Origin of the sequence: Paenibacillus lycopersici, assembly GCF_010119935.1 — a bacterium.
In the GTDB taxonomy this organism is placed as follows: Bacteria; Bacillota; Bacilli; order Paenibacillales; family Paenibacillaceae; genus Paenibacillus_Z; species Paenibacillus_Z lycopersici.
The window spans coordinates 2,803,905-2,827,641 of record NZ_CP048209.1; the positions used below are offsets into that span (position 1 = coordinate 2,803,905).

19 protein-coding genes and 1 pseudogene are annotated in these 23,737 nt (G+C 55.5%); 16 read left to right on the forward strand and 4 right to left on the reverse strand.

Annotated features, from left to right (window positions below; translation table 11 throughout):
• The first annotated feature begins 32 nt into the window (after positions 1 to 32).
• The 5 genes from GXP70_RS29815 (at position 33) to GXP70_RS12500 (ending at position 9,502) form a co-directional block, all read left to right on the forward strand.
• Positions 33 to 2,666: a lytic transglycosylase domain-containing protein gene (locus GXP70_RS29815; protein WP_225442778.1), complete on the forward strand. Its 2,634-nt coding sequence runs from the start codon at positions 33 to 35 to the stop codon at positions 2,664 to 2,666.
• A gap of 11 nt (positions 2,667 to 2,677) precedes the next feature.
• Positions 2,678 to 7,456 carry an LPD38 domain-containing protein gene (locus GXP70_RS12485; protein WP_162357072.1) on the forward strand — a complete coding sequence of 1,593 codons (4,779 nt, stop codon included), beginning with the start codon at positions 2,678 to 2,680 and terminating at the stop codon, positions 7,454 to 7,456.
• 7 nt (positions 7,457 to 7,463) lie between these two features.
• Complete coding sequence (locus GXP70_RS12490) at positions 7,464 to 7,607, forward strand: hypothetical protein (protein WP_162357073.1); 144 nt, start codon at positions 7,464 to 7,466, stop codon at positions 7,605 to 7,607.
• A 201-nt stretch (positions 7,608 to 7,808) separates the two neighbouring features.
• Positions 7,809 to 8,600, forward strand: coding sequence for a hypothetical protein (locus tag GXP70_RS12495; protein ID WP_162357075.1), 792 nt, complete (start codon positions 7,809 to 7,811; stop codon positions 8,598 to 8,600).
• A gap of 11 nt (positions 8,601 to 8,611) precedes the next feature.
• Complete coding sequence (locus tag GXP70_RS12500; protein ID WP_162357077.1) at positions 8,612 to 9,502, forward strand: N-acetylmuramoyl-L-alanine amidase; 891 nt, start codon at positions 8,612 to 8,614, stop codon at positions 9,500 to 9,502.
• 23 nt (positions 9,503 to 9,525) lie between these two features.
• Here the strand turns inward: GXP70_RS12500 and GXP70_RS12505 are convergent, their stop codons facing one another.
• The 4 genes and pseudogenes from GXP70_RS12505 to GXP70_RS12520 form a co-directional block, all read right to left on the reverse strand.
• Positions 9,526 to 9,852, reverse strand: a complete 327-nt coding sequence (locus tag GXP70_RS12505) for a hypothetical protein (RefSeq protein WP_162357079.1) — start codon at positions 9,850 to 9,852, stop codon at positions 9,526 to 9,528.
• 59 nt (positions 9,853 to 9,911) lie between these two features.
• Positions 9,912 to 10,379, reverse strand: a complete 468-nt coding sequence (locus GXP70_RS12510; protein ID WP_162357080.1) for a helix-turn-helix domain-containing protein — start codon at positions 10,377 to 10,379, stop codon at positions 9,912 to 9,914.
• A 13-nt stretch (positions 10,380 to 10,392) separates the two neighbouring features.
• Positions 10,393 to 11,472 (reverse strand): annotated as a pseudogene (locus GXP70_RS12515) (YifB family Mg chelatase-like AAA ATPase); the annotation flags it as partial.
• A gap of 125 nt (positions 11,473 to 11,597) precedes the next feature.
• Positions 11,598 to 12,065, reverse strand: coding sequence for a DinB family protein (locus GXP70_RS12520; RefSeq protein WP_162357084.1), 468 nt, complete (start codon positions 12,063 to 12,065; stop codon positions 11,598 to 11,600).
• Positions 12,066 to 12,351: 286 nt separating this feature from the next.
• Here GXP70_RS12520 and sucC point away from each other — a divergent pair, with 286 nt between their 5' ends.
• The 11 genes from sucC to fliE all read left to right on the forward strand — a co-directional run bounded on the left by sucC (position 12,352) and on the right by fliE (position 23,724).
• Positions 12,352 to 13,512, forward strand: coding sequence for an ADP-forming succinate--CoA ligase subunit beta (gene sucC / locus GXP70_RS12525; protein WP_162357086.1), 1,161 nt, complete (start codon positions 12,352 to 12,354; stop codon positions 13,510 to 13,512).
• A gap of 57 nt (positions 13,513 to 13,569) precedes the next feature.
• A complete protein-coding gene (gene sucD, locus GXP70_RS12530) occupies positions 13,570 to 14,499 on the forward strand; it encodes a succinate--CoA ligase subunit alpha (RefSeq protein ID WP_162357088.1) in 930 nt (309 codons plus the stop codon).
• Between the two features lie 172 nt (positions 14,500 to 14,671).
• A complete protein-coding gene (dprA, locus tag GXP70_RS12535; RefSeq protein ID WP_162357090.1) occupies positions 14,672 to 15,799 on the forward strand; it encodes a DNA-processing protein DprA in 1,128 nt (375 codons plus the stop codon).
• Positions 15,800 to 15,827: 28 nt separating this feature from the next.
• On the forward strand, positions 15,828 to 17,930 hold the full coding sequence (topA, locus tag GXP70_RS12540; protein ID WP_162357092.1) for a type I DNA topoisomerase: 2,103 nt from the start codon (positions 15,828 to 15,830) through the stop codon (positions 17,928 to 17,930).
• Between the two features lie 33 nt (positions 17,931 to 17,963).
• Entirely contained in the window at positions 17,964 to 19,316 is a 1,353-nt protein-coding gene (trmFO, locus tag GXP70_RS12545) for an FADH(2)-oxidizing methylenetetrahydrofolate--tRNA-(uracil(54)-C(5))-methyltransferase TrmFO (RefSeq protein ID WP_162357093.1), read from the forward strand.
• A gap of 165 nt (positions 19,317 to 19,481) precedes the next feature.
• On the forward strand, positions 19,482 to 20,027 hold the full coding sequence (gene hslV, locus GXP70_RS12550) for an ATP-dependent protease subunit HslV (protein ID WP_162357095.1): 546 nt from the start codon (positions 19,482 to 19,484) through the stop codon (positions 20,025 to 20,027).
• 35 nt (positions 20,028 to 20,062) lie between these two features.
• The gene (hslU, locus tag GXP70_RS12555; protein WP_162357097.1) at positions 20,063 to 21,469 is read left to right on the forward strand and encodes an ATP-dependent protease ATPase subunit HslU; all 1,407 of its coding nucleotides are present in this window, start codon (positions 20,063 to 20,065) and stop codon (positions 21,467 to 21,469) included.
• A gap of 32 nt (positions 21,470 to 21,501) precedes the next feature.
• The gene (gene codY / locus GXP70_RS12560) at positions 21,502 to 22,272 is read left to right on the forward strand and encodes a GTP-sensing pleiotropic transcriptional regulator CodY (RefSeq protein WP_162357099.1); all 771 of its coding nucleotides are present in this window, start codon (positions 21,502 to 21,504) and stop codon (positions 22,270 to 22,272) included.
• A 249-nt stretch (positions 22,273 to 22,521) separates the two neighbouring features.
• A complete protein-coding gene (flgB, locus tag GXP70_RS12565) occupies positions 22,522 to 22,932 on the forward strand; it encodes a flagellar basal body rod protein FlgB (RefSeq protein ID WP_162357101.1) in 411 nt (136 codons plus the stop codon).
• A gap of 2 nt (positions 22,933 to 22,934) precedes the next feature.
• Positions 22,935 to 23,384, forward strand: coding sequence for a flagellar basal body rod protein FlgC (flgC, locus tag GXP70_RS12570; protein ID WP_162357102.1), 450 nt, complete (start codon positions 22,935 to 22,937; stop codon positions 23,382 to 23,384).
• Between the two features lie 25 nt (positions 23,385 to 23,409).
• Positions 23,410 to 23,724 carry a flagellar hook-basal body complex protein FliE gene (gene fliE, locus GXP70_RS12575; RefSeq protein WP_404822338.1) on the forward strand — a complete coding sequence of 105 codons (315 nt, stop codon included), beginning with the start codon at positions 23,410 to 23,412 and terminating at the stop codon, positions 23,722 to 23,724.
• Positions 23,725 to 23,737: the final 13 nt, after the last annotated feature.

Genomic DNA, 23,737 nt, shown 5'->3' on the forward strand with positions numbered 1-23,737 from the left:
GTCTTTTTTGTTGCATTCAGAAGGAGATGCTTATGGCGAGCTTACTTACGAAAGACCCGGTGACGGGGCTGAACAAACTGCAGCAGGCGCAGATCGATGCGCGGAAAGCGACGGGTCAGCCTTTGCCGTCATATGCGACACCAGCACCTGCACCGACTCCTACGCCTGCTCCAACTCCGGCTCCGGTTCCGGCAACTCCAACTGCTCCGAAGCCTGCTTCAACGCCAGCGACCACGTCAAATACATTAACCGCCGAACAGCAGGCGGCCATAATTAACAGTTTGACTTCCGCTTCGTCGAAGGCGATGTTGAATTCTGGTCTTGCAAGCGACCCTGTGACGGGGCTGAATAAGCCTCAGACCACTCAGCAGGCCAACCAAGCGATCGCTGCAGCTGGAGGCACTCCGGCGTATGTGGCGCAGGTTCAGGCAGCTTCTAATAATTATGGCGGGACAGGCAATCCGCTTAATGAAATCTTGTACAGTAAGCAGCAGTACGACGCCGGAAATAAAGCGTGGGCAACACAAAACGCAGCTGGTTACTATGACAAGCTTGATCCAGCCGAAGCAGCGGCAGTCCGGAACATGAGCGCGCAGCAATTGATGAACTACATTAATAGCAAAAACGCGCCAGCGCAGCAGCCGTCGAGCGCCTCTGTCGCCAACCAAACTTCGCCATCAAGTAATATTAATGCACCTACAACACAAGTAGCACCGCCTGCAGCGACGACGCAGAAGCCATCACCAACGCCGACAACTCCAGCAGCTCCAGCAGCTCCAGCAGCTCCAGCCGCGACGCCAGGCTATCAATCCACGTACAACGGTCCTGACATGGCAGCGATGCAGGCACAGCTTAATTCGCAGTACGATCAAGCGCAGGCGGCTCAGCTCCAGAAGCTTCGGGATGCATTAGCGACGGCGATGCAAGGGTACAACGCTCAGGAGACACAGGCGAACCAGTCCGCTTACACAAACCGCAACGCCGCGGACGTAACGAACATGCAAAATTCGCAGGCGCTTCGAGAGATGATGGCGAACATGGGGTTGGGCGGCGACGGCCAGAATCTGACGCTGCAGACGGCACAAGGTGCTTCCCGGTTGGGAGCTATTAACGACATTAACCAGACGCAGGCTAATGCGCTGCAGGACATCTCGCAGAAGCGTTCTCTGCTGCAAAACAACGAGGCGGCGAACGAACTCGCGCTTATTCAGCAGCTCGGTTCCGACAAGGCGGCGGCGCTGCTCGATCTGCTTAAGTACGGCGATCAGCAATCGTTCAACGTCGATCAGGCGAAATACGGCCGTTATCGCGACGACATCAATCAGCAGTTCGCGCAGGATCAGTTCAGCTGGCAACAGCAGACGGATCTCGCCAATCTGCTCGGAACGATTAATGGGCAGCGCACGCTCGCCGGTCAAGCCCAAGACTGGGGGAAACAGGTCGATACGGCAAATCTGCTGGGCTATCTCAATGGTCAGCAGACACTCGCGTCGCAGAACCAAGCGTTTAACCAGCAGATGTCGCTGGCGGATCTGATGGGCACGTATAACGGGCAGCAAACACTTGCCGGCCAGCAACAAGCGCTTGCCAACAAGAATGCCAATTGGGGCGCCTATATGGACATCGTCAATCAAACAGGCAACCTGGGCGCCGGCCCGTCGCAGAATTGGGGCAGTCTGGTTAATAATGCAAACTCCGGCTCCCAGACGATGGCCGGGCAGAACCAGCAGTACAATCAAAATATGCAACAGGAACAATTCAAGTATCAGAAGGCGCGCGACACGATCTCGGATAAGCAATGGCAACAGAAGTTTGATGAGGACGTGCGGCAGTATGGCTTGAATTACGGATTGCAGCAGTTGCAGCTTAATAACGATGAGGCGTATCGCAAGGCGCAGCTAGCGCTCAGCCAGGACGACAACGACCGTCAATGGGCATCGCTTGACGCGCAGCTCAGCGGAACGGCCGATCAGGCGAAGGCGGTTTCTGGAGACGTGGCAGGTAATATCCTTGCCCAGTCACTGCAGAAGGTGGTTGGTACAGATCCGGTGTCGGGCAAACCGGTATACGGCACAATTTCCGATCCTACAGCCCGAGAGAAAGCGTTCATCGACGCATGGAATACCTCCGGCGTTGCTCCGGGGGCAGATACGGTCACGATGCTCTCGAAGGCGGGTTACACTGCCCAGGAAATCGCGAATCTGAAGAGTAAATACCCCGTGGCTTTTAATTCAGGGGGGCCGTCAGGCGGGAACGGTTCCCCCGCGAACGTATCAGTACCGCTTCGTTATCAGGAGATGCTGTCGGCGAGCAATAGCAAATATGGGCTTCCGGATGGCTTGCTGGCAGCCGTTGCAAACAAGGAGAGCAGTTTCAATCCATCAGCAAAGAACAGTAAGAGTGGCGCGGCTGGCATGTTCCAGTTCATGCCGGCGACGGCCAAGGGATACGGCATCGATCCTATGGATCCGCGACAATCGGCGGACGCGGCGGGTAAGATGCTGTCTGGTCTGGCCGCCAAGTACGATGGCGATTATTCCAAGGCGCTGGCCGCGTACAACTGGGGCGGTGGGAACGTCGATAAGGCCATCAAGGTTTATGGCGCGAACTGGTTGAGCCACGCGCCGGCTGAGACGCAGAAATACGTAAGTGAAATCCTCGGATAGAGGTGAAAGACATGGCACAACGACCGGTATTGAAATATCGGGGAGAAGATGATGATCATAAAAAACGGGGACAGGATGCGCGTGAGCGTGTCCTTTCTCGCGTTTACGGGGGAGACGACAGCGGCGGAACGACCGTTCCTTCACGACCCGTATTGAAATACATCGGTCCGCCTGATCCCTTGCCGTCATCCTTCAGCGGCGATCCGCGCACGTCCATGCTCAACGTGCCGAACGCGATTGAGAGCTTTCAGGAGCGGCATACGACGCCTGACTTCATGCAGGCCAAGCCGGATGCCAGACCAGGTAGCTTCGAAGCGATTCAGGACTTTCAGCGGAACGCCCCTGTTCCTGCGCCGGCATCGGCCAAGCAACAGTTCTACGAGCAGGAGGCGGCGGCACGAGACAAGCAGCTTGCGGGCGCGCCTGGCTTCATCCGCAAACCATTGGAATTCATTGGCCATGGGCTGGACGTCGTTCAGGCGAACATCCCCGGGCTTGCTGACTTCCAGCAGGGCGCAGCGAAGACATTGGGCGTGGAGGCGGAAACGGCTCCGTCTACCAGCGGTCTACTCGGTCGAGCGGCGAACATCGCCGGTCAATTCGCCGGCGGCGCGGTTAACCCTGCTGCGCTGGAGCAGAGCGTCGCTACAGGGGCTGATCGTATCGCTACTGGCGCGCTTCAGCGATTTGCGCCGAGTGCGAATCCGTTCGTACAGCGGCTGGCCGGCAACGCCGTCGAGGGCGCAGCACAGAACGTGGCAAATACAGCGGCGACGGGGCGGACCTCTGCTCGAGATTTAGCGGAGGCTGCGGCACTGGGCGGACTGGGCGGCGCGGCGTTCGAGGCGGCGGGGACTGGGCTTGGGCGACTTGGGAAAGTACTTCACACACGATTTAAGCGTGCCGGTATCGACGAGCCTGAACAGAAAGTTCAGGAGATTCTTGCATTACCGCTTGGTCGGGAGGATGCGGCTAAGGCGAGGGGGCAACTCCCCCCAGGAACAGAGCCAATCGTCACTCCCTACACGCCAGAGCCGCTCGGGTTGCCGGCTCCGCGTAATGATGCATCGACCACGGCCCGCGTCACGCGCAAGGCAAATCCGTTCCGAGAGCAATTCGAAGACTTGATCGCCCACGCGCAGCGCTTACAGGATGAAGGCCGATTCACTCCCGGCCGCGAGGATCAGGATCTGGATAATCTTTGGGCATCGATGGCCGGCAGAGATGCCCCGAGCCTAGACGAGCTGATCCAGCTTGCCTACCCAACGGGGAAACCGATTGACCCGGATCTGGTTCGACGTGCTCGAAATTACCAAACTTCCCGCCAGGCGGCCGGCGTTCCGCTGCCGGTCAAGTCCGCGTCGGATCGAATGGCACCGCAAGGCGTGCTTGGAACAGTCGACGCGCCTGTCACAGTGCCGGCCCGGCCGAAGTTGGAGTATAAGGAAGCCGCTCCTCCTACGGAAGCGCTGGCAGAGCCGAATGCGTCAAGTGATGTAGAGGGCCTCGTTCGTCAATATCATGATGCCGAGCGCATCCTGCAGGAGATCGACGCAAAATATTCAGCTAATCCAGCGGCTTCGATGGAACCGAAGGACTATCAGGCAATGGCTGAGGCAATGAGCGCCCGGTCGGAGGCAGCCGAACGCATTCAGAAGATGAACAACGGGCCGGCAGAGCTGCCCGATGGTGTTCAAGGCCGGGCGGCTGCCGGCGTCAGGGAAACGAGCTTCGGGGCGCGCGAATCCGCTGTCACCGCGGCGCCGCCGGAGCCACCATCGGACACACAGGCGCTGTTCGGGCGCAAGTCGCAGTCGAGCGGCGGACAGGCGGCGGGAAATTCTGCGAAGACGATCTCACAGACAGCACTCACGAGTAGCTTCCGCAAAAATCTCGGTTTGACGATCGATACTGGGCGCATGGGTGTGCCGAAGTCTCAGGTCGCCGGCATCTATAAGGTGCATCCCGAGGTTATCCGCACTGGGACTCAAGGCGAATATGAAACGTTATCTCACGAAGCAGGTCATCATTTTACGAAGAAGTTTAGCTTGAAGAGCGATCCTTCGCTAGAGAGCGAGCTCACGCAGATGATGGACACGCAGAACGTCCACGACTACAAGCAATATCCGCAGAATCAATGGTTCGATGAGGGGATTGCGGAGTATTTCCGCACACTTCTCTCCGAGCCTGCACAGGCGCGGCAGCTCGCCCCGAGGTTTTCGGCGTTCCTGGAATCCGAGCTGCCGTCCAAGCTGCAGGCGGGCATTCAAGCCGTTCAGCGGGACGTGAAGACGTGGTTGGAACAGGGCGATTATAACCGCGCGCAGGGAAAGCTTGATTTTGAGAGCGGCGGGAAGAAGAAGAAATTCAACTGGAATCGCTTCTACACGACAATGGTGGATGATCTTCATCCCCTCGCGATGTTTGAGAAAGCATTGACGGGGACAATCGCGCAAGGTAAGAAGTCGATCTACAAGATGGCCCGTCTGAGCCGCGGCGTCGCAGAGAGGGCGAAACTGGCGGTAACAAGTGGCATCTACGATGATAATGGTCGAAAGCTGAGCAATGGTTTGCGAAGCATTGTCCGACCGCTCGAGAAGATCGGCATGAGCGAGAAAGACCTATCGACGTACTTAGCTGTGAAGCATGCGGTAGACTTGCGACGCATGGGGAAGGAGACGCCGTTCACGCCGGACGAGATGGCCGAAGTGCTGAACCGTTGGGACGCCGATCCGACGGTGCAGAAAGTCCATCGACAGATCATGAAGTACAACAACGCGCTGCTGGACATCCTCCAGCAGGCCGGCATCGTCTCGCGGCAGTCCGTTCGGGAGATGCGCCAGAAGTATCCGAACTATGTCCCATTCCTCCGGCATTTCGATGATGATGAGCTGGCGGGCTTTAAGGGAGGAGCGCTTGGAGGGGCGAAGGCATTCGCCAATATCACGACTCCGATTCGCAAAATGAGCGAAGAAGGTTCGGATCGGACAATCATCAATCCGCTGGAGTCGATGATTCAGAACACCTTCCGCGCTATGGATGCAGTGGCTCAGAACAAAGTTGGCCTGAATCTCGCGGAACTGGCGAAGGTGGAAGGCGCGGGCGCATGGGTGGAGGCGGTACCTGGGCAGAAATCGGCGAAGGAACATATCGTCGATGTTTATCAGGACGGCAAGAAGCAGGCATATAAGATTCGAGATCCGGACTTGTATAGCGCCCTCCTGTCACTAGATCGCGAATCGACGAATGCGGTTATCAAATTCCTCGGTGGCGCTGCCGGTATGCTACGCGGCGGGGCGACGCTGACGCCGGAATTCATTGTTCGGAACGCCTTCCGCGACGTGGCGAGCGCGATCATCAACAGCTCGAAGTACGGGTTTAACCCGATCGACTTCTTCAAAGGCCTGTTTCATGTTGTGGGTAAGTCGGACGTGTTCGACAAGTTCATGAGCTCCGGCGGCGCCATGTCCACCATGATGGCGCTCGACCGCGATGCGAACCGCGAAGCAATGGAAATGGTGTTCCGACGGAGTATGAAAGACAAGGCCATGAACGTCGTTACGAGTCCAGCCGAGCTGGCGAAGTGGTTGTCGTTGTATCGGCCAGCGCAGAAAACGATCGGTATGTTGAGGCATGGTGCGGAAATTTCGGAGCTCAGTACAAAAGTAGGGAAAGCAAATCGTGTGTTCAAAAAAACTGGAGACTGGGATGAAGCGGCCTATCAAGCTCGAGACCTGATGGACTTCAACCGAGCAGGTAGCTCAATCCGACAAGCTAACCGCGCAGTCGCCTTCTTGAATGCATCCATCCAAGGCACGGACAAGATGGTTCGCTCGTTCAAGGAAAATCCGGCCTCGTTCATGACACGCGCATTTACGACGATGGTTCTGCCGGCCGCGGCGGCGTACTTCTGGAACCGGTATCGTTTGTCTGATGAAGAGCGAGAAACGTACAAGAACATCCCTCAGTACCAGAAGGACAACTTTCTCATCCTCGGCATCCCAGGCACGGGAAGATTCGTCCGGATCCCGAAGCCGTTCGAGACGGGCATGCTGTTCGCAACGTCGACGGAGCGCATGTTGGACTGGCTGCATGACAACGACAAGCAGGCCTTCGACGATTATGGGCGGGCGACATTGCAATCGTTCACGCCGCCAATGATGTTCACCGCGCTTGCGCCGCTGCTGGAAGGCATCACAAACTATTCATTCTTCCGCGACGCGCCGATCGTGCCGCAGGGTGAGCAACGGTTCGAGAAGAAGGACCAGTACGGCGTCTATACGAGCGAAGTAGCGAAGGATATCGGCAAGTTCCTGGACACGATCGGCGTGGGCAATTCAAACTTCGCGAGCCCGCGAGTCATTGATAACACGATTCAGGGGTACACGGCCGGGCTCGGTGGTTACGGCGTCGACCTAGCGGACGCGGGAATTAAGGCGGCCACGGGGCGGAAGACGACGCCGCTGCCGGCAAAAGAATGGAGCGAGCAGCCGGTGTTGCGCTCTTTCTTCGCCAGTACGGCGGGCGGAGGCCAAGTGCGGGACGACTTCTATGACAAATGGGAGAAGCTCAGCAAGAAGAAGGAGTCGGCCGAATTCAACGAACAGCCATTCAAAGATCAGAAGGAATTCTATCAAATGAAACCCTATCAGAAGGAGATTGCGGCTTTGCAGAAGCGGTACAAGGCCATTCTGCAAGATAAAAAGCTGAAATCGGACGCCAAACGCTCGCAGTTGGATGCGCTCGATGCTAGAATGAATGCAGCAGCGAAAAAAGCGCTTGGAAGGTAGGCGGAGAATGAGCCAACGAGCAGGCACCGTCCTCATTGTCATTATTATCATCCTGTTGAACCTATACTTCATGAGCAGCGGCCACGGCGGCCGCGGGCAAGACTACTACGAAACGCAAACGGATGCCGATTACATGAATGAGTCCCCATGACGGGGGCTCATTTTCCTTTTTTCGGAAGGAGCCGAACATGCTGGAAATGGACGAAAGCGAATATTCCGAGTCAGATTTCTCCGACGACATGCTCCGGCAGATCGCCGGCGTATGCGGGCCCCGGACGGCACAGGCGTTGCTGCTTCCGGGGCCCGTTCCTGTATCCGGGGCGCCGGCGGCGCGGCCGGGGGTGAAGCGCAGATGTACGACTTGGTTCTTGAAATGGCGCACGCGGTCTGGAAGAACGGGCTCTCGTTAAGCGCGCTTGGAACGGCGGTGTACGTGCTGCTCAAACAGCGGAAGGTGAAGCGTGCGCTGCGGCGCCTGCTGCCCTGGCTGCTGGAAGACGACAGCGACATCAAGCCATACATCGCGAATCAACTCATCATCATGGAAAATCAGCGGCGCGCCTTGGCCGCGTTAGGGGTGGAAGCGGTATGCCCGCAAAATGCAGTTACCTCGCCGACATCGAGCGGCTTTCTGCGCGCTCTCAGAACGTTCTTTACTTATTCTTGGCTGGGACGATCGCCTGCCCGCGATGCAGCCGGCCGAAACAGCCAGTCTATCACGCACTCAACTATATCGAATCGGAGGAAAAAACAGATGAAGAAATGGCTTAAAGCGGACTCATTGACGGTAATTGGCGGCGCGCTGGCTGCGGCGGTGTCGCGGTATTTCGGGGTGGAGATCGACCCAGCCAACATTTTGGCGGCGGCGATCCTGCTGCTCGGGTATTTCAAGGCGCATGAATACGTGACGGTCGTGCGTGGCGCGAACGGCCTGCCGACGGGCTTCAGCGTCAACAGCCGGAAATTCATTTTCACGGCCATCGCGTTCGGCCTGATCGTCGCCGACGAGCTGCTGAAGCTCAACCTCAGCAATGAGCTGATCATAACGATCACGGCGGCGGTGACGGGATACAACTACACGGAAGGCACGAAGGACGCCAAGCAAGCGGAGCAGGAGGGCGCGGACGCCCGGCAGACGCACTAGGGGGAATCGACATGATCAACATGACATGGCTGGGCGACAAAGTGCCCAATTACGGCAGCCGGGTACGGAACGGGAAGACATATACGCCGATCGTTATCGTCAATCATATCTCGGCTGGCACGCTCAGTAGCATGGACAACTGGTTCCGCAACCCGGCCGCTGAGGCGTCTTCACATTTCGGCATTGGTCGCGACGGGACAATCCATCAGTACGTACGCTTGGAGAATGCGGCTTGGACGCAGGGCCTGACGGCGGATGCTATTCCTCGTGCGACGGCGCCAATCATCCGGCAGATGGGCGTCAATCCGAATTTGTATTGTATTTCGAAGGAGCATGAAGGATATGGTAGTAATGGTGGAGATGGAACATTAACAGAACCACAATTCTGGGCGAGCGTTTGGTTGGATAAATATATACAAAGTGAAGTCGAAAGAAATTGGAGATATCGTATCATCTTTGGGCCGCAAACTGTCATAGGACACTTCCAGGTTGACCCGATTCGTAAGCCGTTCTGCCCGGGGCCGGCTTTCCCATGGGCGCGCACGTATAGCGAGCTTGCGATAGCGGAGAACATGGACCTGGACCATTACGAAGAGCGCGTGCATTATATGATGGATGATGCGAGCAAATACGCTGAAGCCTTCGCGGTGGTCGAGCGAATCAAGGACCTGGGAGGCAAGCTGACGGATCTGAAATGGGGTGCGTCCGCGGAGATGAAGCTGCTGTGGCTCGCGCCGCTGCTGCCGTCGATCAATTACCAGGGCGACGTGACCGCCGCCGGAATCGCGGAACGCGTCCTCGAGTTGGGGGATACCGCAATGGGCGCCGGCACGTGGCAGATGGAGGCTGTACGGAAGCTGCTGCTGTTATTCCCGCTGATGAGAGAAAAAGGCCTGCTCTGATTTTCGGAGCAGGCTTTTTTGCGTTATTTGGCTTTATCGATTTTGTGTTCAAGCGTGCGCGCCACAATGCCGAGATGCAGATCCAAATCAGTCTGCGACACTTCGCGTTCGGCGCGGCGACCGTGCAGCGAATAGAGATAGCGCCGATCTCGAACGGGCACCTCAGAAACCCACATGCCATTCGCCTTCATGTTTCGCTTTGACCTCTCCACTTCAGATACGATGAGGCTCCCGACAACCTTGACGATCGCCTGCGTCACGCCCTTCGTTTCCTCCATCTTCTCTTTCGCGCTCTCGAGTGCAGTAAGCATCGCCACATGAACATTCAACGCAATAATCGGATCGTACATAGCTCATCATTCCTTCGAAGTGTGTTTACCCGTATTATACGCGAACGAGTGTTCTTATATCAAGATAGGCAATCGTCCAGGACTGTGAGGAGTTCCATCAATAAAAGAATGACATTATTATTAGAAGGAAGACGTTTATCCGACTCCCAGTTGTGAATGCTTTTTACGTCTACATTCATCTCTCTGGCCAGTTCTGTTTTTGACAGCCCCCGATATAAGCGCGCCTTCTTGATCTTCTGTCCAAGCGTTTCCACCGGAAGCATTTCGAATTTCCCCAAATAACTAACCGGCTTCCCCAGCGCGGCGGAAATTCTCCGTAACACCGGCAAGCCCACGCCCGTCACATCCCGTTCGATCATGCTTAACCCTTCCGGCGTAAGAGAGCATTGTTCCGCTAGCTGCCGAATGGTCGCGCCCAGTTCTAAACGAGTTGAACGAATTCGTGCGCCAACGGTGTCTGGGCGATCAGAATTCATGGTTCTAAACGTCGATGGCAAGGCTTCCTTGCGCACTACTTGAAAATCCAAGGTATTATTCTCACGGGCATGGATTCATGCTTGCCGCAAGCAGGAAAGAGGCCGGGAACCGGAATACCGCCCGGGAGCGGGCGATCGTCACTTCCCGATCCTCGAGCGGCTGTCTGAGCACTTCGAGCGCCGCTCTGGAGAATTCGGGCAGCTCGTCGAGGAATAACACGCCTCGATGCGCAAGCGTCGCTTCCCCCGGCCGCGGAATGGAGCCTCCGCCAATAAGGCCGGCCGCCGATATCGTATGGTGCGGACTGCGAAATTGACGTTCTTGCATCAGGGACGGTATCCCGCCCGGCAGCTTGCCGGCCGCGCTGTAAATCTTGGTAACCTGCAGCGCTTCTTCCTCGCTGAGAGGCGGCATAATCCCGGGCAGCCGTTTCGCCAGCATCGTTTTGCCGGTTCCCGGCGGACCCGTCAACAGCACGTTATGATTGCCCGCAGCTGCGATGAGAAGCGCACGCTTGGCATGATGCTGACCGAGGACATCGCCATAATCGCCATGCGGCGTCCGATAGATATTCCCGGCGACGGCCTGACGAATTTCAGCATGAGCGTCATAACGCAGCGGCTCCCATGACTGCTCGGCGGATTTGGGTTCGCCAAGATCCCGCAAATGCGCGGCCGCAAACAGCTCGATGCCCTCGATGCACGAAGCCTCGGCTGCGTTGGCGCGTGGGAGAAGCACCCTCGCGACGCCGCTCTGCTTCGCTTGTTCGACCATCGCCAGCACGCCGGGAACCGCCCGGATTTCGCCATTCAACGCAAGCTCCCCGAGCACGATAAAATGCTGAAACAGCTCGCTTCGAAGCTGACCGCTGGCGGCCAGTATCCCCGAGGCAATGGCCAAATCGAATGCCGTTCCTTCTTTCCGCAGGTCTGCGGGCGCCAAATTGACCGTAATGCGTTCCATCGGGAACGTGAATCCGCAATTTTTGACGGCGGCTCTTACGCGCTCCACCGATTCCCGCACCGCCGGATCGGGCAGACCGACCACGTTCACTTGCGGCAAGCCGTTCGAAATATCGACTTCCACCGCTATCATTCGACCTTCGACCCCGTAAACGCTGCCGCTGCAAATTCGAGTGTACATAACAAAAAACACCTCCGCCATTTCGGCTGAAGGTGCTTCCTCACAGGTCCGTATCAGTAAATATCCTCATTATAATAGTGCACGTGCGAAGAAACTGTCAACTTCGGCAAGTCATGCGTATCGCGTCATGCGTTCGGCAGCGCTTCGATCTGAAGCCGATGATGGCGGTCGTGGTCGATGAAATCGACGAGATACGCCCGAATGGTGAACGCATTGCCGTCACCGTCAAGGTAATTCGCTTCGCACTGGCCGGGAGACAAGGATTCAAGCAGCTCAACGAGCTGCCGCCGTTGTAAGATGCAGGCGTCGATGAGCTCGTTCTGCCCTACGGATGAGGCGTATGAAGCGGCTTGAGCGTTAAACGCGTCGAAATCCGTATGCTTCAGCGTCAAGGAAGCGCCGGCAGCGATCGGCGATATGGCGTTATCCTTGAAATGCTCGTCCCAAAGCATCATATGTCCGATAACGCCGCAGACGGGCCATTTGCCGGGCTGAAGCGGCCGGTTCCATTGTTCGCCGCTCATCCCGCGAAGCGATTCCGCGAAGGGGATGAAGGAACGAAATTTCGACAAAAGCTCGGAAAGGTTTTCCATGGCTGTCGGTTGCTCCCTTCAGAAAATTGTGTTACCATGACTGTAACCGAACAAATGTTCGTTGTCAATAATTTGCTGAAGTTTGGCAATACTAGGCTCTGTATCAATACATCTCCAAGTTAAGCGTTTTACGCTTGCTTTCATATCGCTATGAGATGAAACTGATATCAAAAAAGATGGTTTTTCGCCGCAAAAAAATAGGAATGCCATGGCGAATCGTGTTACAATACTTATTGGTTTTGTGTACATACGTAGGAGTTAACTGCGGATAGGAGGATTTTCGCAAATGAATATCCATGAGTATCAGGGTAAGCAAGTGCTGAAACAATATGGGGTTGCCGTGCCGGAAGGCAAAGTGGCATTCTCTGTTGACGAAGCTGTAGAAGCGGCAAAATCGCTGGGCACGCCGGTCGTTGTTGTCAAAGCGCAAATTCATGCCGGCGGACGCGGCAAAGCGGGCGGCGTTAAGGTTGCCAAAAATTTGGACGAAGTTCGCGAATACGCGAGCCAAATTCTCGGCAAAGTGCTCGTCACGCACCAGACAGGTCCGGAAGGCAAGGAAGTCAAACGCCTGCTGATCGAGCAAGGCTGCGACATCAAGAAAGAATATTACATCGGTCTTGTCGTTGACCGCGTTACGGGCCGTATCGTAATGATGGCTTCCGAAGAAGGCGGCACGGAGATCGAAGAGGTCGCCGCGCACACGCCCGAGAAGATTTTCAAAGAAGTAATCGACCCGGCTGTCGGCCTGCAAGTATTCCAGGCCCGCAAGCTTGCTTATTCCATCAACATTCCGAATGAGCTCGTGAACAAAGCCGCTAAATTCATGCTTTCGCTCTACACGGCGTTCGTCGAGAAGGACTGCTCGATCGCTGAAATCAACCCGCTCGTCGTAACCGGCGACGGCAACGTAATGGCGCTCGACGCCAAGCTGAACTTCGATTCCAACGCGCTGTACCGTCACAAAGACATCGTCGATCTGCGCGACCTGGAAGAAGAGGACGAGAAGGAAATCCAAGCGTCCAAGTTCGATCTGAGCTACATCGCGCTCGATGGCAACATCGGCTGCATGGTTAACGGCGCAGGTCTTGCAATGGCGACGATGGATATTATCAAATACTACGGCGGCGACCCTGCCAACTTCCTCGATGTAGGGGGCGGCGCTACGAAAGAGAAGGTTACGGAAGCTTTCAAAATCATTCTCTCCGACGAGAAGGTTAAAGGCATCTTCGTAAACATCTTCGGCGGCATCATGAAATGCGACATTATTGCCGACGGCGTCATTTCCGCAGCGAAAGAGCTCGGACTCGACCGTCCGCTCGTCGTGCGCCTGGAAGGCACGAACGTCGAGCTCGGCAAGAAAATGTTGAACGAATCCGGTCTAAACATCGTTGCAGCCGACTCCATGGCCGACGGTGCACAGAAGATCGTCGCGCTAGTGAAGTAAGACAAACCTTGTCGCGGTTCGGCGGCATACGATATCATTTAGGGGATGTGAGTTTCGATGAGCATTTTGGTAGGCAAAAATACAAAAGTCATTACCCAGGGCATCACAGGTGCCACAGGGTTGTTTCATGCGAAGGGCGCCCTGGAATACGGTACCCAAATGGTTGGCGGCGTAACGCCGGGCAAAGGCGGAACAAACGTCGATATTACGCTTGAGAACGGAACGGTAGTCTCGCTTCCGGTCTTCAATACGGTTGCCGACGCAGTCGCCAAAACAGGCGCAACGGCATCGGTAATCTACGTACCGCCTGCATTCGCTGCAGATTCCATCTTGGAAGCGGTCGACGCCGAGCTTGATCTTGTCATTTGTATTACTGAAGGTATCCCGGTAATCGACATGATTAAAGTGAAACGGTACATGGAAGGCCGCAAAACGCGCCTGATCGGTCCAAACTGCCCGGGCGTCATCACGCCGGGCGAGTGCAAGATCGGCATCATGCCGGGCTATATCCACACGAAAGGCCATGTAGGCGTCGTTTCCCGCAGCGGAACGCTCACTTACGAGGCTGTACACCAACTGACGACGCGCGGCATCGGACAATCCTCCGCTGTCGGCATCGGCGGCGACCCAGTCAAAGGTTCGGAGTTCATCGACATCCTGAGCATGTTCAATGAAGATCCGGATACTTACGCGGTCATCATGATCGGCGAAATCGGCGGCTCCGCGGAAGAAGAAGCGGCTGAGTGGGTTAAAGCGAACATGAAGAAGCCGGTTGTCGGCTTTATCGGCGGCGCAACGGCGCCTCCGGGCAAACGTATGGGCCATGCCGGCGCCATCATCTCCGGCGGCAAAGGTACGGCGGCGGAGAAAATCGCAACGCTCGAAAAATGCGGTATTCGCGTAGCGCCTACGCCATCGGAAATGGGTTCCACGCTCGTCAGCGTTCTTGAAGAGCGCGGCATGCTGGACAAGTGCAAAACGCACTAAGCGGCTGATCGCTAGTCTAATCACGAATAGAAGTTAAAGGTAAGCAACCTTTCCAATTGCCCATAATGGGCTGGAAAGGTTGCTTTTTTTAGTTGCAATCTAAATTCGGCTTGCTTTCTGTTTGCTCCTCAAGCACAATAGGATGCAGGCCTTCGAGACGAGGAGACCTGTCATGAACGATATGGAAACGAAAATCGAAGCCTTGATTACATTGCATGAAGCACCCGGAATCGGTTGGAAGACCATTCGAAAAGTGTACGAATATGGACGTGAATGCGGGCAATGGAATCATTTTGCGCGGTTGGCGCCGGAGGCCTGGATCTCGTCGGCCGGGTTGAAGCCGGAACAAGCGAAAGCAATCGCGCATGCGTTCGCAACGGTCGAGCCGGCAGCGAGACAACGGGAAGCTCTTTCGCGCGGCATATCTCGGATTACATATTTCGATGATGAATATCCCGATCTGCTGAAGCAAATCCCGCAGCCGCCATGGGTGTTATATGCGATCGGCCGCGTAGAACTGCTGAAACGTCATGCTATTGCAATCGTCGGGACCAGAGGACCGACTTCTTATGGAAGAAAGACGGCATCCATGCTAGGCGAGAAGCTTTCGCAGCGCGGCGTGACGGTTACTAGCGGCCTTGCGAGGGGCATAGATGCGATGGCGCATGAAGGAGCGCTGCAGGGCCGCGGAAGTACGATTGCGGTTCTAGGAACCCCGGTAGATCGCGTATATCCGCTTGAGAACCGTTCCCTGTATCATCGGGTCGCGGAACAAGGGCTAATTCTCTCCGAAGTTCCGCCCGGAACGCCGTTTCATCCCGGACTGTTCCCGCTTCGCAACCGGATTATTGCCGGGCTGACGTTAGGCACGGTCGTCGTGGAAGCGGCCGAACGAAGCGGGTCGCTGATCACGGCCGATCAGGCGCTTGAAGCGTCGCGGGACGTTTTTGCCGTTCCGGGTCCGATTTCATCGCCGAAGAGCGCGGGGACGAACGGTCTTATCCGTCAAGGAGCGAAGCTGGTCGCTTCGTGCGACGATATCCTGGAGGAGTACGAAGGGGTATTTGATTTTCGCGGTCCTTCGCGGCCCGGGGACGCGCCCCAAGCAGCGGAAACGGACGGTTTTTTGACCGAAGAAGAGGCGTTCATCTACCGTCTTTTGCAGGAAGAAGCGCGCACGATGGATGAGCTTCATGCGCTTTCGTCCTTTCCGTTTGGACTTTTGCATTCAATTCTGATAAATTTAACTATAAAACGGAAGATTGAACAGCATTCTGGTTCCATATATAGTGTAATGTAGCCAAAGAAGTGGAGAGGAGGACGCAGCGATGGCAGATTCGCTTGTCATTGTAGAATCACCCGCCAAAGCAAAAACGATCGGCAAATATCTCGGCAGCAAGTTCATCGTCAAAGCATCGATGGGCCATATCCGCGATTTGCCGAAGAGCCAGACGGGTGTTGAAGTGGAAAATAATTTTCAACCTAAATATATTACGATTCGCGGAAAAGGCAGCGTCCTGAAAGAACTGAAGGATGCCAGCAAGAAAGTGAAGAAAGTGTACCTCGCAGCTGACCCTGATCGCGAGGGAGAAGCGATTGCGTGGCATCTGGCGCATTATCTCGAAATTGACGAGAGCGACACCTGCCGCGTCGTATTCAATGAAATTACGAAACAGGCCGTCAAGGATGCGTTCAAGACGCCGCGGCCGATCAATATGGATCTGGTCAATGCGCAGCAAGCGCGCCGGATCCTGGACCGTCTCGTCGGTTATAAGATCAGCCCGTTATTATGGAAGAAAGTCAAAAAAGGACTGTCCGCCGGCCGCGTACAATCGGTCGCGGTCAAGCTCATCATCGATCGCGAGAACGAGATCGACGCCTTCGTTCCGGAAGAGTATTGGAGCATAACCGCCCAGCTGAAGAAAGGCGCGACGGCGTTCGAAGCGAAATTTTATTCGCTTAACGGCGAGAAGATCGAGCTCGGCAACGAAGCGGAGATGCAGGCGGTTCTGGACGCGATGGGGTCGGCCGCATTTACGGTCGGCGAAGTGAAAGAGAAGGAACGTCTCCGCAATCCGGCGGCTCCGTTCACGACAAGCTCCCTGCAGCAGGAAGCGGCCAGAAAGCTCGGGTTCCGCGCGTCCAAGACGATGTCCGTCGCGCAGCAGCTGTACGAAGGCGTCGAGCTCGGCAAAGAGGGCACCGTCGGTCTCATTACTTACATGAGAACGGACTCGACGCGGATTTCTCCGGTCGCGCAGGAAGAAGCGAAGGGCTTTATCGAGGAGAAGTACGGTCCGTCTTACGCGCCGGAACAGCCTCGCATATACGCCAAGAAGAACAGCAACGCGCAGGACGCGCACGAAGCGGTCCGTCCGACCTCCGTTCTGCGTGATCCCGACTCCATGAAGGAGTTTCTGAGCCGGGACCAGTTCAGGCTGTATAAACTGGTCTGGGAGCGTTTCATCGCGAGCCAGATGTCGTCCGCGGTGCTCGATACGATGACGGTCGACTTTACGGTCGGCAGCGGCGCCGTATTCAGGTCCGTCGGCTCGAAAGTGAAATTCCCGGGCTTCATGAAAATCTACGTCGAAGGCAACGATGACGGAACGACCGATGAAGAGAAGTTCCTGCCGCCGCTAGCCGTAGCGGAATCGATTCAGGCGGAATCCGTGGAGCCGAAGCAGCATTTCACGCAGCCGCCGCCGCGGTATTCGGAGGCGCGTCTCGTCCGCATGATGGAGGAAATCGGAATCGGCCGGCCGAGCACGTACGCGCCGACGCTCGAAACGATTCAGAAGCGCGGCTACGTGGCGATGGAAGAGAAGAAGTTCATCCCGACGGAACTCGGAGAGCTTGTCATTCAAATGATGGAGGAGTTTTTCCCCGAAATCCTGGATGCGGAATTCACCGCCCATATGGAAGAAGACCTCGACCATGTGGAAGACGGCAAGGAAGACTGGGTACGCGTGCTGGGCAATTTCTACGAATCCTTCGAGAAACGCCTGAAAGTGGCGGAAGAGGAAATGAAAGAAGTCGAGCTGCAGGACGAAGTCTCCGATGAGATTTGCGAGAAATGCGGCCGGCATATGGTTTACAAAATGGGCCGATTCGGCAAGTTCCTCGCCTGCTCCGGATTTCCGGACTGCCGGAATACGAAACCGATCGTCAAGGATATCGGCGTCGATTGCCCGAAATGCAAGGTCGGCAAAATTATCGAGCGCCGCAGCAAGAAGGGCCGGTATTTCTACGGCTGCGATCAATACCCGGGCTGCGACTACGTCTCCTGGGATAAACCGGCAAGCAAGCCTTGTCCGAACTGCGGCGGCTTGATGGTGGAGAAACGCAATCGGAGCGGAGCGAAGCTTGCGTGCACGCAGTGCGAATATAATGAAGAAGTGATCGAAGAGCAGGATTCCGCCGAATTATAGGCGTTGCTTTGGATTGAAAGGAAGGGTTCAGCAGTGTCAGAAGTACAACGCGTTACCGTAATCGGCGCAGGTCTTGCGGGCAGCGAGGCCGCATGGCAGATCGCCTCGCAAGGCGTGCCGGTTACGCTCTATGAAATGCGGCCGGCAACCCAAACGCCGGCTCACCATACGAATCATTTTGCCGAGCTTGTATGCAGCAACAGCCTCCGTGCGAATGGGCTGGCGAACGCCGTAGGCGTTCTGAAGGAAGAGATGCGCCGCATGAACTCTTTGATCATGGATTGCGCGGATCGTAACGCCGTTCCGGCAGGAGGCGCGCTCGCAGTCGACCGTGACGGCTTCTCCGGCGATGTGACGCGGATTTTGAAGGACCATCCTTTGATTGAAGTGCGCACCGAGGAAGTAACGGAAATTCCGACCGAAGGCATTGTATTGATCGCTACCGGTCCGTTGACGGCACCGAAGCTCTCCGCGCAGATTCAAGAGCTGCTGGGCGAGGAATATTTTTATTTCTACGACGCGGCTGCGCCGATTGTCGAGAAGGATTCCATCGATATGTCGAAGGTGTATCTGGCGTCCCGCTATGACAAGGGGGAAGCGGCTTATCTGAACTGCCCGATGACGGAAGAAGAATTCGAACGTTTCCACGAGGCGCTCATTTCCGCCGAGAAGGCGGAAATGAAGGAGTTCGAGAAGGAACAATACTTCGAAGGCTGCATGCCGATCGAGGTCATGGCCAGCCGCGGCAAGCAGACGGTGCTGTTCGGGCCGATGAAGCCGGTCGGCCTGGTGAACCCGCATACGGGCAAGCTGCCGCATGCCGTAATCCAGCTGCGCCAAGACAACGCTGCCGGAACGCTGTACAACCTGGTCGGGTTCCAGACTCACTTGAAGTGGGGCGAACAGAAGCGGGTATTCTCGATGATTCCTGGTCTTGAGAATGCGGAATTCGTCCGGTTCGGCGTCATGCACCGCAATACGTTCATTAATTCGCCGAAGCTGTTGAAGCCGACCTATCAAACCATCAACCGGGAGAATCTGTTCTTCGCCGGCCAGATGACGGGCGTCGAGGGGTATGTGGAATCGGCGGCTTCAGGCTTGATCGCCGGGATGAACGCCGGCCGGCTCGCTAAAGGATCGGAGCCGATCGTCTTCCCGGCCGATACGACGCTTGGCAGTATGGCGCAGTATATCACGACGGCGGATTTCAAGCATTTCCAGCCGATGAATGCCAATTTCGGGCTATTCCCTCCGCTCGAGAAGCGTATGCGCAGCAAGAAGGACAAGAACGACGCCATTGCGAACCGGGCGCTTGATCAGCTGGCCGGGTTCAAAGAAACATACCTTTCCGGAAACGAGTCTATTCAAGAAGAAACGAAGAGCTAGGCTCCGGAACGAGCAAGGACAAACGACAGCGGCAGCAATGAGCTAACGGCGGCCGCTGTTTACTTTTTTTGAAATTTTTTCAATAATCAATCGATTCGCACCAATGACCAAGGTTCGCTTCAGTCCTACATAAACGGCTTATGACGAGATAAAGGAGGCATTTCGATGAACATGGAATTTCACGCGACGACCATATGCGCGGTCCGGCATAACGGCAAAGGCGCCATTGCCGGCGACGGGCAAGTGACGTTCGGCAACAGCATGGTGATGAAGCATCACGCCAAGAAAGTAAGGCGTTTATATCGCGGTCAGGTTATCGCCGGATTCGCGGGATCGGTTGCCGATGCGATATCGTTATTCGAGAAGTTCGAGGGCAAGCTCGAAGAGCATCACGGTAATTTGCAGCGGGCTGCCGTAGAGCTGGCCAAAGATTGGCGTTCGGACCGCGTCTTGCGCAAGCTCGAGGCAATGATGATCGTGATGGATGCGACGGGACTGCTGCTGATTTCGGGCGGCGGCGAAATCATCGAGCCCGATGACGGCATACTGGCCATAGGCTCCGGAGGCAGCTTCGCGCTGGCGGCTGCCCGCGCCGTGCGTCAGCATGCGCCTCATATGGAGGCGAAGGACATGGTCAAGTCGGCGCTTGAAATCGCTGCGGATATTTGCGTTTTCACGAACCGGAATATTATTGTGGAAGAAATCGAATAGGTTACTCGTAGAAGGTACGAAACGGAGGGAAAGAGATGTCAAACGAAGCATTGACACCGAAGCAAATCGTGGCAGAATTAGATAAATATATTGTCGGTCAGAAGGCCGCGAAACGGTCCGTGGCTGTCGCATTGCGCAACCGGTATCGCAGAAGCCGGCTGGATGAAGCGATTCGCGACGAGATCGTCCCGAAGAATATATTGATGATCGGTCCGACCGGCGTCGGCAAAACCGAAATCGCCAGACGGCTTGCCAAGCTCGTCAACGCGCCGTTCGTGAAGGTGGAAGCGACGAAGTTCACGGAAGTCGGCTACGTCGGCCGCGACGTGGAGTCGATGGTTCGGGATCTCGTCGAGACGGCCATCCGGATGGTTAAGCTGGAGAAGACGGAGAAGGTCAAGGACAAAGCCGAAGTGTTGGCGAATGAGCGCATTGTAGCGATGCTCGTCCCTTCGTCCGTGAAAGCGAAATCGACGAAGAACCCGCTCGAGATGCTGTTCGGCAACTCGAATGGGTCTAAAGAACCAGAAACGGAGCCGGAAGAGAGCGCATCGGTAATCGAACGCCGGAAACAAGCAAAGGAACAATTGGCGGCCGGAAAGCTGGAGAACGAGATGATCGAAATCGAAGTGGAAGACACTTCGCCGAATATGCTCGACATGCTTGCCGGCCAAGGCAACGAAGGCATGGGAATGGGCGCGAACATGCAGGAGCTGTTCGGTCAGCTGATGCCCAAGAAAGCCAAGAAGCGCAAGCTTCCGGTCAAGGAAGCCCGCAAAGCGCTTATTCAAGAAGAAGCGAACAAGCTCATCGATATGGACGATGTGATCTCGGAATCGGTCAACCGCGCGGAACAGTCCGGCATCATCTTCATCGACGAGATCGATAAAGTCGCGAGCTCCTCCCGGGGATCCGGTCCCGACGTATCGCGCGAGGGCGTGCAGCGGGACATTTTGCCGATCGTCGAAGGATCGACGGTGATGACCAAGTACGGGCCGGTCAAGACGGACTACGTGCTGTTCATCGCCGCGGGCGCCTTCCATATGGCGAAGCCGTCCGATTTGATTCCGGAACTGCAGGGCCGTTTCCCTATTCGTGTCGAATTAACGAACTTGAGTTTAGAAGATTTTGTGAAGATATTAACGGAGCCGAAGAACGCTCTTACGAAACAATACACGGCCTTGCTGGAAACCGAAGGCATTACGATCGAGTTCTCGGACGACGCGGTTCGCGAGCTTGCCTCGATCGCGGCGGACGTGAACAAAAACACGGAGAATATCGGCGCAAGGCGGCTGCATACCATTCTGGAGAAGCTGCTTGAGGACCTTTCTTTCGAGGCGCCGGAGCTTTCCTTGGAGCATATGACCATCACGCCGGAGTACGTGCGGGAGAAACTGGGCAATATTGCGAAAAATCGCGATTTAAGTCAATATATACTGTAAGGGACGGACAGGAAAGTAGGGGGCAAACAGCAATGATTTTATTGGCAAAGACAAGAACGCTCAACCGGCTGCTGCAGCGTGCGGCAGGGGGAGCGCTCAATTTCCGGGAGATGGCGGAAGTGCTCTGTACGACCATACAGGCGGACGTGTTCGTTGTCAGCCGCAAAGGGAAAGTACTGGGCTGCGCCGCGGCAGGGCCTTATCAGCATGAACAGCTGCGCGCGCTGCCGATCGGCGATCTTCGCTTTTCTCCTGAGAGCAACGACCGATTCATGAGTATGCAGGAAACGGCGACGAATGTACTGCCGGACGGCGGCATCGCGGAGTCGTTCCCGATGATGGCGGCGCAGGACATTATGACCGTCGTGCCGATCGTCGGCGGCAGGGATCGTCTGGGCACGTTGGTGCTGCTCAGAAGCGCGGAGCCGTTCGGCGATGACGAATTGATTCTGGCGGAGTACGGCAGCACGATTGTCGGCATGGAGATCCTACGCGAACGGGCGGAAGAAATCGAGCTGGAGGCCAGAAGCAGGACCGTGGTAGCGGTTGCGGTCGGCTCGCTGTCCTTCAGCGAGCTGGAAGCGGTTGAACATATATTCGATGAACTCGATGGGAAGGAAGGCCTGCTCGTCGCGTCCAAAATCGCGGATCGGGTCGGCATTACGCGCTCGGTCATCGTCAATGCGCTGCGCAAGCTGGAAAGCGCGGGCGTCATCGAAACCAGGTCGCTCGGCATGAAGGGGACCTATATTCGCATCTTGAATACGCAGCTTTTGCAGGAGCTCAAAAAGAATAAAAATTAGCCGTTCACACAGTCATTACAAATCCATTCAAAAAACAGTTCAAATATCCCATATATTAGTCCTATCTTCGACAAAGATAGGGCTTTTTTCTTATTGTAATAAATTAGGAAGTTGAGGAATATTAGTTTGATGGAAAAGGTTCGACAAGTCTCTCTCATAAATTTAATGAATCTTTGTCGAACGAAGAAGGAATGTCTGGTAATCTGTTGAATATCTAACATCATACGAAACAGAAAGCGGGGTTTTTCAGTGAATTTGTTGAATGGCGCGGAATTCGGCAGACTGCAGAACGCCTTGAATGCGGCGGAGATGCGGCAGCGGGTCATTGCCAACAATATCGCGAATGTCGATACGCCCAAATTCAAGCGTTCCGAGGTCGTTTTCGAACAATTGCTCGAGCAAAGCATGGGTTCCGGTGCGTATCAGCTTGCAGGCAAACGAACGAATCCGCGTCATATTCCTATCGGATCCTCATCTTCGGTTCCGCAAGCGCAAGTCGTTACGGATGAAACAAGCGTCATGAACAATGACGTGAATAATGTCGATATTGATAGAGAAATGTCGCTGCTCGCCAAAAACCAGCTTAATTACAATTTCTACGTCCAACAGATGAATCACGATGTGAAAATGATGCGCATCGGAATCGAAGGGAGAGCCTGATTATGAGATTGACGAACGGGTTTGACGCCAGCGCCTCCGCGCTGACGGCCCAACGTCTCCGGATGGATGTCATTTCTTCCAATATCGCGAATGCAGAAACGACAAGAGCGTCTTACGTAAACGGCCGCTATGAACCTTACAAACGCAAAATGGTCGTGCTCGAGCCGACATCGCAATCGTTTGCCGACGCGCTGAACCGCCAGATGAACGGCTCCGATCAGACGCCCGGCGTAAAGGCGGCGAGAATCGTCGAAGATTCGTCCCCGATGAAACTGGTTTATAACCCGACCCATCCCGACGCGGACGAGAACGGCTACGTGAAAATGCCGAACGTCGACGTGCTGAAAGAGATGGTCGACATGATATCTGCATCGCGATCGTACGAAGCCAACGTAACCGCTATGAATGCGACCAAAGGCATGTTCGTTAAAGCGCTCGAAATCGGTAAATAAACAGAGATAACGCGGAGGGATACCTTTGATTAACCCCATGACTCTTAATCCGGTGCAAAGCCAGTCCATAAAACCGGTCGTAACAAATAACCCCAGCAGTTCCTCGACGCCGGCTGATCTTACGAAAACCTTCGGCGAATTCCTTCAAAACGCACTGGACGGCGTAAGCGCACAGGAACAAAACGTACATACGATGAACGATCAATATTTGCTCGGCAACGTTGACGTTTCGCAAGTCATGGTTGCGACCCAGCAAGCGGAGCTCGGCTTGCAGCTCACCTCACAAATCCGAAACAAAGTGATTGAAGCCTATCAGGAAATAATGCGGATGCAGATCTAATGGCTTGTCCATT

Coding starts and splice junctions, on each gene's coding strand:
- GXP70_RS29815 (WP_225442778.1), top strand. CDS start 33: ATGGCGAGCTTACTTACGAAAGACCCGGTGACGGGGCTGAACAAACTG.
- GXP70_RS12485 (WP_162357072.1), top strand. CDS start 2,678: ATGGCACAACGACCGGTATTGAAATATCGGGGAGAAGATGATGATCAT.
- GXP70_RS12490 (WP_162357073.1), top strand. CDS start 7,464: ATGAGCCAACGAGCAGGCACCGTCCTCATTGTCATTATTATCATCCTG.
- GXP70_RS12495 (WP_162357075.1), top strand. CDS start 7,809: ATGTACGACTTGGTTCTTGAAATGGCGCACGCGGTCTGGAAGAACGGG.
- GXP70_RS12500 (WP_162357077.1), top strand. CDS start 8,612: ATGATCAACATGACATGGCTGGGCGACAAAGTGCCCAATTACGGCAGC.
- GXP70_RS12505 (WP_162357079.1), bottom strand. CDS start 9,852: ATGTACGATCCGATTATTGCGTTGAATGTTCATGTGGCGATGCTTACT.
- GXP70_RS12520 (WP_162357084.1), bottom strand. CDS start 12,065: ATGGAAAACCTTTCCGAGCTTTTGTCGAAATTTCGTTCCTTCATCCCC.
- sucC (WP_162357086.1), top strand. CDS start 12,352: ATGAATATCCATGAGTATCAGGGTAAGCAAGTGCTGAAACAATATGGG.
- sucD (WP_162357088.1), top strand. CDS start 13,570: ATGAGCATTTTGGTAGGCAAAAATACAAAAGTCATTACCCAGGGCATC.
- dprA (WP_162357090.1), top strand. CDS start 14,672: ATGAACGATATGGAAACGAAAATCGAAGCCTTGATTACATTGCATGAA.
- topA (WP_162357092.1), top strand. CDS start 15,828: ATGGCAGATTCGCTTGTCATTGTAGAATCACCCGCCAAAGCAAAAACG.
- hslV (WP_162357095.1), top strand. CDS start 19,482: ATGAACATGGAATTTCACGCGACGACCATATGCGCGGTCCGGCATAAC.
- hslU (WP_162357097.1), top strand. CDS start 20,063: ATGTCAAACGAAGCATTGACACCGAAGCAAATCGTGGCAGAATTAGAT.
- codY (WP_162357099.1), top strand. CDS start 21,502: ATGATTTTATTGGCAAAGACAAGAACGCTCAACCGGCTGCTGCAGCGT.
- flgC (WP_162357102.1), top strand. CDS start 22,935: ATGAGATTGACGAACGGGTTTGACGCCAGCGCCTCCGCGCTGACGGCC.